This is a genomic window from Flavobacterium selenitireducens (genome assembly GCF_014748335.1).
GTDB lineage: Bacteria > Bacteroidota > Bacteroidia > Flavobacteriales > Flavobacteriaceae > Flavobacterium > Flavobacterium selenitireducens.
In genome coordinates this window covers 1-9,604 of record NZ_JAAVIY010000022.1, presented here as the reverse complement: position 1 = coordinate 9,604, position 9,604 = coordinate 1, and the positions used below count along the sequence as shown (strand labels likewise).

The 9,604-nt window shown below is 37.7% G+C and carries 8 protein-coding genes; all 8 read right to left on the bottom strand.

From position 1 onward, the window contains the following. Positions 1 to 368: 368 nt before the first annotated feature. A complete protein-coding gene (locus HC229_RS16280) occupies positions 369 to 1,289 on the bottom strand; it encodes a hypothetical protein (protein WP_191021569.1) in 921 nt (306 codons plus the stop codon). A 214-nt stretch (positions 1,290 to 1,503) separates the two neighbouring features. Continuing rightward, entirely contained in the window at positions 1,504 to 2,100 is a 597-nt protein-coding gene (locus HC229_RS16275) for a DKNYY domain-containing protein (protein ID WP_191021568.1), read from the bottom strand. Between the two features lie 502 nt (positions 2,101 to 2,602). Next, the gene (locus HC229_RS16270; protein WP_191021567.1) at positions 2,603 to 3,424 is read right to left on the bottom strand and encodes a hypothetical protein; all 822 of its coding nucleotides are present in this window, start codon (positions 3,422 to 3,424) and stop codon (positions 2,603 to 2,605) included. Positions 3,425 to 3,638: 214 nt separating this feature from the next. Next, on the bottom strand, positions 3,639 to 4,439 hold the full coding sequence (locus tag HC229_RS16265; RefSeq protein WP_191021566.1) for a hypothetical protein: 801 nt from the start codon (positions 4,437 to 4,439) through the stop codon (positions 3,639 to 3,641). Positions 4,440 to 4,676: 237 nt separating this feature from the next. Continuing rightward, the gene (locus HC229_RS16260; RefSeq protein WP_191021565.1) at positions 4,677 to 5,171 is read right to left on the bottom strand and encodes a hypothetical protein; all 495 of its coding nucleotides are present in this window, start codon (positions 5,169 to 5,171) and stop codon (positions 4,677 to 4,679) included. 570 nt (positions 5,172 to 5,741) lie between these two features. After that, a complete protein-coding gene (locus HC229_RS16255; protein WP_191021564.1) occupies positions 5,742 to 6,377 on the bottom strand; it encodes a hypothetical protein in 636 nt (211 codons plus the stop codon). 900 nt (positions 6,378 to 7,277) lie between these two features. Continuing rightward, the gene (locus tag HC229_RS16250) at positions 7,278 to 9,140 is read right to left on the bottom strand and encodes a P-loop NTPase fold protein (protein ID WP_191021563.1); all 1,863 of its coding nucleotides are present in this window, start codon (positions 9,138 to 9,140) and stop codon (positions 7,278 to 7,280) included. 45 nt (positions 9,141 to 9,185) lie between these two features. Beyond that, positions 9,186 to 9,604: integrase core domain-containing protein (locus tag HC229_RS16245; RefSeq protein ID WP_191021562.1), on the bottom strand; the 419-nt coding region annotated here is incomplete at its 5' end.

Sequence of the window (9,604 nt, the reverse complement as noted above, 5' to 3'; positions counted from 1 at the left end):
TAAACCAGCGATGGCGATTAGCGGCGGTTACTTGCAGGCCGAAAACACAAAGATTGGCGTGGCAATTTACCTGGTACTCTCTGTTACAAGGTTGGTTCTAAAATTGCCACGGCGCCCGATTTGAAAAAGGGTCGTTTTTTGAAAAAAATAGGGTCAAATCGGGCGCTCGCGCGCAGCGCCGGCTTGCAAGTAACGTGAGGCCGCTAAACGCCGTCGCGGCCTTTCGGAGAGAATTCTCTCTGTCGAGAACGAAAGGTAGCAAAACCAAAGATTTTTTCAAGCTTGCCAAAGCAGAAAAAATCTTGGTTTTGCGGCTTTGGAAGCTGAACGTTCATTTTGCGAGATTCCGCGATGGCGGTTAGCGGCGGTTAGCTGTTGTTGCTTTGATAAACTCTAAAAATTGAATTGCGTTCTTCTTCGCTTAAATCCTTTATTTGTGATAATAGATTCATAATTAATTCAATTTTCTTATGGCCTGAGGTTATATCCATAATGTCTATTTCATCATCTGAAAAAATTCTATGTAAGTCTGTTTCAAAATCCTCGGGACTTGGGGTATGAATTAATAAATCCATAAGTATTCTCATAACTTCAAGCTTCCGCATCTTCTCCTTGTGCAACTCGACTTTTATTTGATCATCTTCATGAATTACTAACTGTTTGGATATAAACCAGTCATAAAAGTCTAATATTAATTTATGATATTGATTTACGATAAACAATAGATCAATATCGTCTGTTTGTTCTCTAAGAAATTCTTGCGAGAGTTTATGCCAGCCGGAAAATTTGCGTAGACCTTTAATTGTGAGTAAAAAGGTCATAATAAATTCCGGAGCATCTTTTTTGTATACTAAGCGTGTGGAAACACCTGGAACTTGGTAATGTTGGAAATATTGGCGTAAATCTTTAATAAATACAGCCAACTTATTGTTCGCAAACCGTTTATTAATTTCTTCTTGATATTCTGGGAATAGGTCATTATGGGAATATAGTTCGCGATAATGATTTCTTGCATGATCTGTAAGTGAAAGAGCCGAGGCAATATAGTTATGCAAATGTCTTGTAATCTCTTTTCGGAAGGCGTGAAGCTTTGCTTTATTTCTAACACCCATTAATTCCATCGAGATTCTGGGATTATTATGTATCTCAAGATGTCGAACTAATTCACCGTAATTACCTTCAAATATTTCTAATGAGATTCCAAAATGTCTAATTTTTTCCAATGTTTGGAACTCTGGCATTTCTCGCAGTTCTTCCATTAATGAAAGCATGATTTCTCCATCATTCATAAGTCGTGGTTTTGCAATAACAGCTAACGTGAGGCCGCTAAACGCCGTCGCGGCCTTTCGGAGAGAATTTTCTCTGCTTTGGAATAAAGGTAGCGAAATCAACGATTTTTTCTAGCTTGCCAAAGCGGAAAAAATCTTGTTTTCGCGACTTTTGGAAATTTTAGGTTCTAATTACTCTGAACCAGCGATGGCGGTTAGCGGCGGTTGTGCGCTGTTAGAATTTAAAAACCTTTCCGTTTTTATCTTGAGCATTATAATCGTCTATAACTTCAAATGAGTCATAGTCTACATTATTTAAAACTTTAGCTTGAAATATAACTTTGTCTTTGGTTTTTGCCCAGTTTTCATTTAACGGTTTAAATGAACTTAAATCGTCAACCTCTAAAGTTTTATAGCCCCAAATTAATGACTTCCCATCTGTAGCCCAAGGATACTTAATCAGTTTAAATTGTGATGGAACTATTGAATCAATTTTCCAATCTTGCTCTGAGCTATAAAAGCCAAAAAAGTAAATCGAATTTTTATCCTTAAAAAAATGGTCTGATATATATTCAAAAGTTTTAGGATCGGAATATGGGACGACTTTACCATCCATATAAACGTGAAATTTGTCTTTCCCAAAGATTGCATTTACACCGGAATACTCAAGATTTACAAACGTCTTTGCGTCAGCACCGTCTAACAATCTCTCATAATTGCCCACGCCTTCATTCCAGCCTTTGTGATATACTTGATTACCTTTGACAATGTATTCCTCTTTACACCCAATAAAAAGAAAAGTAATGGATAGGAAATAGAAAAGCTGTTTCATGTTTGTGGTTTTCACTAATAGCGCACAACGTGAGGCCGCTAAACGCCGTCGCGGCCTTCCGGAGAGAATTTTCTCTGCTTTGGAATAAAGGTAGCGAAATCAACGATTTTTTCTAGCTTGCCAAAGCAGAAAAAATCTTGTTTTCGCGACTTTTGGAAATTTCTGGTTCTAATCACTCTAAACCAGCGATGGCGGTTAGCGGCGGTTACTTGCAGGCCGAAAACACAAAGATTGGCGTGGCAATTTACCTTGTACTCTCTGTTACGAGGTTGGTTCTAAAATTGCCACGGCGCCCGATTTGAAAAACGGTCGTTTTTGAAAAAAATAGTGTCAAATCGGGCGCTCGCGCGCAGCGCCGGCTTGCAAGTAACGTGAGGCCGCTAAACGCCGTCGCGGCCTTCCGGAGAGGATACTCTCTGCCGAACGTGAACGAAGTTATGGAAAAAGTGGGTTCAATTAACCGTAAAGGAGCGATGGCGGTTAGCGGCGGTTAGCCGTAGTTTTAATCTACTCGATTAACTAATTCATTCATTGTGTAGTGTACAAAGTTTTGTCCAAGTTCAGTTAATTCATATCCGTCATTATCGTCAAAAGCAGATTTCATTGTGCTAGAAGAATACTTATTTTTTGTAGTTGGCTTTTTTATAAAATTTCCATAATAATCAGTTTCTCTAGCTTGCCGGATTACACCGCCCATGCTCAAATCTCGAACTAACATTTTAAACAAATCGGCTTCCATCGAATCTTCTCTTACTTGAGTGCCATTTATTTCATTCCAAATTTGAGCACGCGTAGAATATCGATTTTGATAAACTGCTCTTATGATCGAAAAATGAATTTCATGATATGCGTTTAACCAATCTAAGAATAATCGAATTAAATCATCCGCAACTAATTTTTGAGCACCGGCATTGGTCAATAATTTTCTTATCAAATCTCTCTTTTCAAATGTGTCAGCTTGATCCCAGATGCGGAACGATTTCCTGACAATTTGTAGATATTCTTCGCTTTCAAGTCGCGAATCTATTTCTTCAGAAAACTCATTTAGACGCTGCACAACTTGCAGTAATGTTTCTCCAAGATGTTGCATTTTTATCTTATGTTCTTCCAACCATTTTTCGTAAAGCTCGTTGTTCTTTGATTGGTCATCAAAGTTCAAATCTGTCATCGCCGTTAAAAATCCTCCAACCCACGGAATACTTCCTAATGCTGCACCGAAAAACTTGGTAAAAATTTTATCTCTATTTGTTCCACCAAGTTTTTGGAGCTCGAACTTAATCTGATTTTCGATAGACGAATCTATGATACTTAATTTGTCTTCCATGGTCGATTTTTATAAAATTACGGCTAACGTGAGGCCGCTAACCGATCGTTGCTGGCTTTCGGAGAAAGTACTCTCTGCCGAACGCGGACGAAGTAAAACTAATGAATTTTTTAGCTTGGAAAGCAGAAAAATTCTTAGTTTTACGGCTTAGGTAAAAGCACTTCATTTTACCTCAAACCCAGCAATGGCGGTTAGCGGCGGTTATGGGCAGTAATTATAGATTGACAAACTTAGATTTATAAGCATCTAATTTTCCATAAGTTTTGGAATCATACGGTAACCTAAAATGTCTCATATTTTCGTAGTAATAAGACATTTTGGTCAAAGAACTAATAAAATATTGTTTTAGCCACAAATACTTTTGATATGTTATTTGGCTATTGTAAAGTTCATTTTGAATATTGCCATAAATAATGTCAAGGTTATTAATATTTTCATAGATTATTCGTTCTGCAAAAGCTACAAAAATAGCCTCGTTTTCAATTGAATCATTTTGTCCTAATGAATCATGAATTAATGGAGCGATTCTATCTCTTTCTTGGGCGTTATTGAACGTTTCGATAAACCGTTTTCTAGTTCCAAAACCATATTCCGCCTTAAGAATTTTTGGGTCGATAATGACGCGTGGAAATTTTTCTTGAGATTCTAGTAAATATGCATCACTCAAACCATTTCCAACAACTATGTTCAAATCTCTATTAAAATAGATGTCACCGATTGTAATTGCACCGCGAATCCATATGTTTTCAAGTGCGCATCTCGATTGAATGGTTTGAACTGCTCTGAGTAGAAGCCGTAAGTTCTGGCTCGTAAAATCACAAGCTAATATTGTAGAATCACTAACAAGTTGCAATATAATTTCTTTTTTATCAGATTCTATATCAATCAACGCATTTTCAATTGTTTTAAAATAGCGGTTTAATTTTTCTCCCTTCGTTCTAACAAGTTCTTTGAATCCTAAAACATCCAAAAATGCTACATACTTTTGTTCTTTTAAATGATTTGTAATATCCATTTGCCAAATTTAGACGATGTTCCCGAATTATTGCCCATAACGTGAGGCCGCTAAACGCCGTCGCGACCTTCCGGAGAGGATTTTCTCTGCTTTGGAATAAAGGTAGCGAAATCAACGATTTTTTCTAGCTTGACAAAGCGGAAAAAAATCTTGTTTTCGCGGCTTTTGGAAATCTCAGCCTCTAATTTCCCTGAACCAGCGATGGCGGTTAGCGGCGGTTATGGGCCGTAGCAATTTTTAATTTATAAATCTCCAATTTTCTAAAGCTATCGTTGCAATGACATCGGGCCACATTTCATAGCCAACTAATTTTGGTAGAATTGGAATTATACTGGTTCGCGTCCATTTCTCCATAACAGGCAGGTATATGATTGCATCGTAAAGTAATTTTTTTGAAAAGGGATTCTTAACTACAAGTATCATCTGGGCGTTTTGGCGATCTTTAGATTCCTGAAAAAAACGGACACTAATCGTTCGCTCTGGAAATTTTACTACGTCAACTACTTTCATCGTTGATATATTTCCCTCATTTATCTCAACCTCTATATTTAAATCTTCACCAGGGTAGATTTGTAGAACCTTTTCCTTAACGAAATATGGAGATTCGGCAACTGCGGTAGAATAATTGTTTTCTTTGTCTACAATCAATTCAACTTTCAGCTCATTTCTCTTTTCCTGAGCGATTGAACTTACAACAATTAGCAAGAGCATTAAAGTGTATTTCATTTTCATCCCGACATGATATTAATTAGTCTTATTTTTTAACCCTCGTTCGCAAGTGATTTTTACATCGGAACTTGACAAGGATTCATTACGAGTTTCTACCGGTGTTCTCGATCGGCTATGGCACATAACGTGAGGCCGCTAAACGCCGTCGCGGCCTTCGGAGAGAATTCCCTCTGCCGAGACGAAAGGCAGCAAAACCAACGATTTTTTCTAGCTTGACAAAGCAGAAAAAATCTTGTTTTCGCGACTTTTGGAAATTTGAAGTTCTAATTACTCTAAACCAGCGATGGCGGTTAGCGGCGGTTACTTGCAGGCCGAAAACACAAAGATTGGCGTGGCAATTTACCTGGTACTCTCTGTTACAAGGTTGGTTCTAAAATTGCCACGGCGCCCGATTGAAAAACGGTCGTTTTTGGAAAAAATAGTGTCAAATCGGGCGCTCGCGCGCAGCGCCGGCTTGCAAGTAACGTGAGGCCGCTAAACGCCGTCGCGGCCTTCCGGAGAGAAATCTCTCTGCCGAACGAAAGCGAAGTTATGGAAAAGTTGGTTTAATTAACCGTAAAAGAGCGATGGCGGTTAGCGGCGGTTACCAGAGGTTTCGTTCTTGAGCCTCGCTATTATGTCGTTTGCATTGTATTCACCTTTATAACTATAATACCTTCCATCACTGTAAATAATTACGTAGCTTCCGCAAGGGTAGGGTAGTTTAAAAAAGGCTTTTTCGATTATCTGATTCTCATCTGCCGTCCAAATTATCTTTTTTCCGTAAGCTTGAGTTCCTTCAAGCTCTTTATAAACAAAAAATTGATTTACTTTCTTTAAACTACTTACTTCGGTTGCATACTTTTCTTTGAAATAAAGAATTTGTGGATCTTTCGGAATGGATGCAGTATTGCACCTGTCAATACCTGGAAAGTAATCCACTACGATCGTATTGCCAGCCTGTATTTTAGTCCCTGAAGCTTTCTCAAGAGAATTCTTTATAGAAATATATTCATCTGAAGAAAGTTTGTCCTCTTTAATTCTCTGAACTCTCACGTTCAATGTTAAAGTATCTAAATCGTAGCTTATTCTATATTCGCTACTGCTTAAAGAAGATTTATATTTTTTTTCGGTAATTTCCTCTAGATCGTCGTTCACAAATATCATTTTGCTTTGCGAATAGGCATTAAATAAAACTGAAAAGTATAAAATCAATAATATTATCTTCATAATTGTGAGTTTGGAAATCTCTGGTAACGTGAGGCCGCTAAACGCCGTCGCGGCCTTTCGGAGAGAATATTCTCTGCTTTGGAATAAAGGTAGCGAAATCAACGATTTTTTCTAGCTTGACAAAGCAGAAAAAATCTTGTTTTCGCGACTTTTGGAAATTTCCGGTTCTAATTACTCTGAACCAGCGATGGCGGTTAGCGGCGGTTACTTGCAGGCCGAAAACACAAAGATTGGCGTGGCAATTTACTTGGTACTCTCTGTTACAAGGTTGGTTCTAAAATTGCCACGGCGCCCGATTTGAAAAACGGTCGTTTTTTGAAAAAAATAGTGTCAAATCGGGCGCTCGCGCGCAGCGCCGGCTTGCAAGTAACGTGAGGCCGCTAAACGCCGTCGCGGCCTTCCGGAGAGAATTTTCTCTGCTTTGGAATAAAGGTAGCGAAATCAACGATTTTTTCAAGCTTGCCAAAGCAGAAAAAATCTTGTTTTCGCGACTTCTGGAAATTTGAAGTTCTAATTACTCTAAACCAGCGATGGCGGTTAGCGGCGGTTACTTGCAGGCCGAAGACACAAAGATTGGCGTGGCAATTTACCTTGTACTCTCTGTTACGAGGTTGGTTCTAAAATTGCCACGGCGCCCGATTTGAAAAACGGTCGTTTTTGAAAAAAATAGTGTCAAATCGGGCGCTCGCGCGCAGCGCCGGCTTGCAAGTAACGTGAGGCCGCTAACCGATCGTGGCAGCCTTCCGGAGACGGATCTCTCCGCCGAGACTAAAAGTAGTGAAAGCAATGATTTTTTCTAACTTTTTTGTTTGAAAAAATCTTGCTTTTACGACTTGGAAAATGTATGTTTGTATCACCTCAGCCCGCTGCCATGGCGGTTAGCGGCGGTTAGCTGCCGTTTTAACTTTTTAACCTTTCAATAGATTGTTTTAAAATTTTTGAAAAGTCATTAAAAACAAATGAGTTTAATCCTTTGCTTGGAAGTGATTCTATTTTCTTGTCAATCCTCTGAAGAAGTCCTTCCAAAAAGTGAACTTCTGTTTTCAGTCCCGAGTATGGATGTTCTGGATATCGATGCTTGAATAGACCGTTAATTTTCCATTTGATTTCACCACTCGCATTTAAAAAGAAAGAGTAGAACTTTCTAATACTAAAACTTTCAAGTACCGGTTCATAATAATAATTGTCTTTTTTATCAATTAACTTACCTATAAATTGATCAATATCATTCTTATATAGTTCTTCAATCCCACGATATTTTTCATTTGTTATTTCTTGCATCAATGAATTGTTAATTTCTATAGCGACAGCTCTAATTTTTTTTAGATGTTCAGGATGTTCCGATGCGTCATCAATTCTTAAATGCATATCTAACGAAGCAACGTATTTATAGCTATCTACGCCTTTATAAAGACCCTTAATTATTCGCCTTTCCAGTTTTTCTAAGTTAAGATTTAAGGGGTTTCCAAACCTAGTAGCAAAATAAAAAATTGTTACGGCATTCTGTGGGTCATAATTGCCGTCATCGGCAAATCCTAACATTTGCCTAGTCAATGCAATATATTCACTATCTTTTAATGCAAAAACTACAGGATAACCTAATTTGTTGTAAGTTTCATAAGCGATAGGAATTGCATTTTCCTGAATATGAAAATGAGATTTTAATTCTGAAATTAAGGTGTTGGAATCAAATGTTGCTCCTCCAGTTATGAAATCATAAATCGATGAAAAAAATTTGTAAAGATCGTCTTTGTAATATTTTTCAATAAATTTTTCACGAATAGTTTTTTCGTCATCAGTTTTTATTTTTTTGGGAGTTCGTCCATCCAAGATTAAGTCATCTAAATCGAAAAATGCAAATTCTTCGATATTCTCTCTGCGTTTAAAACTAATTGAACCAAGTTTGTAAAGACAACCAACTGCAATCGTGAATTTTAGGATTCTAGGAAAGACTTCGGATTCATATTCTCGCAAGATGTCATTTTGCGGAAGCGATGTTATATAACCTGAATAAATTGTGTGAAAGTAGTCAAGTATAAAACTAAGTATGCGAATGTTGTTTGACGCGCGACCAAATATTTCTAGAGTTAGATTTTTATGAAGTTCGAGAAATTTTCGATATTCTGAGAAACCGGAAAATTTTATCTGGATTAAGCTGTCATAAGTTTGGCTGATGTCTTGGATAAACTCAATAGTGTTACCAATAACCTTTTCTTTAAGCGCGTGATAGTTTTCTTTCGGAATTTTATCCTCGTTGGCGAGTACTATTACTTTAATACTTTCATTTTCTACTAGAGAGTTTATAAAACCAATTAATTCTTCGATGCTTAACTTGTTACTTAGGCGCTCAAAATCGTCAAAGCAGAGAACAATTTCATTGAAATTTATCCAATCATTTGTGTTTGTTTCTGTTTGAGAAATAATTTCACCATATTCACCTAAACCTTTTAACTTAAGGATTCCTTTTACTAAAGATTTTCCGATGCTTGCACCTAGCTTAATCGTCTTATTTTTCAGCAAAGGAAATAAAGACAAGAAGATCTCAGTTTGTATTTCCTCAATACTCGATAGACCAAATAACGAAACAATTATTGGCTTATATTTTTTTCTCGCATTTTGAAAGGTTATCGTTTCTTTTATTTGCTTTGCTAGGACATTCTTGTAATAGTAGGTTTTACCAATTCCCCAGTCACCAGTAATCATAACCGCGTAGTTCGAATCGGTTTTTAAATAATAGTTTATAATGTCATCCAGTTGTTTCATGTTGGGACTTGTCTTGTCCTGAAATACGTTGACCATTTTTGGTTATTAATTCAGGCTGTATTTTTTATAAATATGTTGTTGGTTCCGATGGGCAAAATCCGGTGTCTGCATGTCCAGGCTGTAATGCCGTCTCTCGGAGTTATAGATCTTGATGGCTTGTTTTACCATTTTCTGCGCCGTGACTAAATTAGGTAAAGTTTTGATGAGTCCGAACTCATATTTCAGGGTTCCGTTTACCCTTTCGGCCACTGCGTTTTCGTAGGGATCGTATTGTTGTTTGGTGCTCAGCAGAATATTGTTGGCGGCGGCAAACTCCGCAAATTGGGGGCAACAGTATTGTATTCCACGATCGCTGTGATGGATGATCTGCTGATTTTGGTACGATCGTGCATCCAGCGCCATTTTAAGGGCGTCTATGACCAGTGTGGCGCGCATGTTGGTATCGAGTTTGTATCCCATGATTT

Excerpts from the sequence above, each read along its gene's own strand:
- HC229_RS16250 (WP_191021563.1), bottom strand. The coding sequence starts at position 9,140 with ATGAAACAACTGGATGACATTATAAACTATTATTTAAAAACCGATTCG.
- HC229_RS16260 (WP_191021565.1), bottom strand. The coding sequence starts at position 5,171 with ATGAAAATGAAATACACTTTAATGCTCTTGCTAATTGTTGTAAGTTCA.
- HC229_RS16270 (WP_191021567.1), bottom strand. The coding sequence starts at position 3,424 with ATGGAAGACAAATTAAGTATCATAGATTCGTCTATCGAAAATCAGATT.
- HC229_RS16265 (WP_191021566.1), bottom strand. The coding sequence starts at position 4,439 with ATGGATATTACAAATCATTTAAAAGAACAAAAGTATGTAGCATTTTTG.
- HC229_RS16275 (WP_191021568.1), bottom strand. The coding sequence starts at position 2,100 with ATGAAACAGCTTTTCTATTTCCTATCCATTACTTTTCTTTTTATTGGG.
- HC229_RS16280 (WP_191021569.1), bottom strand. The coding sequence starts at position 1,289 with ATGAATGATGGAGAAATCATGCTTTCATTAATGGAAGAACTGCGAGAA.
- HC229_RS16255 (WP_191021564.1), bottom strand. The coding sequence starts at position 6,377 with ATGAAGATAATATTATTGATTTTATACTTTTCAGTTTTATTTAATGCC.